Origin of the sequence: Roseomonas sp. TAS13 (genome assembly GCF_001950415.1) — a bacterium.
In the GTDB taxonomy this organism is placed as follows: domain Bacteria; phylum Pseudomonadota; class Alphaproteobacteria; order Acetobacterales; family Acetobacteraceae; genus Roseomonas; species Roseomonas mucosa.
In genome coordinates this window covers 1-1,255 of sequence record NZ_BDLP01000662.1, presented here as the reverse complement: position 1 = coordinate 1,255, position 1,255 = coordinate 1, and the positions used below count along the sequence as shown (strand labels likewise).

At 73.8% G+C, this 1,255-nt stretch carries 2 protein-coding genes; both read left to right on the top strand.

Features of this window, described 5'->3' with window-relative positions; genetic code table 11:
- Positions 1 to 887, top strand: an 887-nt coding sequence (locus ROTAS13_RS24635) for an ATPase, T2SS/T4P/T4SS family (RefSeq protein WP_075823676.1), incomplete at its 5' end; no start/stop codon positions are given.
- Positions 887 to 1,135: an IcmT/TraK family protein gene (gene icmT / locus ROTAS13_RS24630; protein WP_027297355.1), complete on the top strand. Its 249-nt coding sequence runs from the start codon at positions 887 to 889 to the stop codon at positions 1,133 to 1,135. The genes ROTAS13_RS24635 and icmT, both read left to right, overlap by 1 nt.
- Positions 1,136 to 1,255 lie beyond the last annotated feature (120 nt).

Sequence of the window (1,255 nt, the reverse complement as noted above, 5' to 3'; positions counted from 1 at the left end):
CCCGCCTGCAGGGCGGCTCCGACTTCGACGTCAGCTACGAGGTGGGCCTGTCCCGCTCGCGCCGGCTGCGCTTCCGGCTCAACGCCACCCCGATCCGCGCGGCGCGGCGCGAGGGCGCCAACATCGTGCTGCGCCCGATCCCCGACCTGCCGCCCTCGCTGGCCCAGCAGCTGGTCGAGCCCGGCATCCTCGCCGCCTGCTTTCCCGAGCGCGGCATGGTGATCGTCTCGGGCGGCACCGGCTCGGGGAAGTCCACCCTGATCGCCGGCATGACGGTGGCCAAGCTGGCCGACCCGGAGGGGCACTACAACATCCAGGAGGCGGCGGCGCCGGTCGAGTTCCTGCTCGACCGCTTCCCGACCGCCAGCTCCACCATGGCCCAGACCGAGGTGCCGCGCGACCTGCCCAGCTTCGAGGCCTTCATCCGCGGCTGCATGCGCCGCGAGCCCACCGACATCATCGTCGGCGAGTGCCGCGACAGCGCCACCATGGCCGCCTCGATCCACGCCGCCATCTCCGGCCACGCGCTGACCACCACCATCCACGCCGACGACGTGCCGCTGACCATGCAGCGCATCACCACCCTGTGCCCGCGCGACGAGCGCGACAACCTCGTGGCCTCGGTCGCGCAGTCGCTGCGCCTCGTCGTCAACCAGCGCCTGCTGCCCTCGGCCGACGGCCGCCGGACCGCGATCCGCGAGTTCCTCGCCTTCGATGCCGGGCTGCGGACCCGGCTGCTGCGGGCCGATCCCGGCGCCTGGCCGGTCATCACCCGCGAGGCGGTCGACACCCAGGGTCAGAGCTTCACCGCCTCGATCCGCTCGGCCCTGGAACAGGGCCGGATCACCGAGGCCGTGGCGGCCCGCGCGCTCAAGGAGATCGGCTGATGTGGCGCAACACCGCCCTGCCCGTGCGCATCCTCATGCTCGACGCCCGCGCCTGCCTGCCGGTGCTGTGCTTCGTGGTCTACTGGAGCTGGGCCACCCTCTACGTCGCCCTCGCCGGCACCGTGTTCTTCGGCACGATCAGCTTCTTCGGGCTGACGGTGCCGGCGCTGCTGCGGGTGCTGCGCCGCTGGCTGGTCGGCCGGCTGCGGCCCGCCGTCCCCGCCTGGCGCCGCCGGAGGCTGGCATGAGCCCGCCCCTGGATCTCGACCGGCTCGGCCGCGCCCTGCAGGCGATGGTCGAGCGCGATGGCCGGCCCCTGCTGCTGCGCGACGAGGGTTCCGGCCGGCTGCACCGCCTGCCCGCCGATC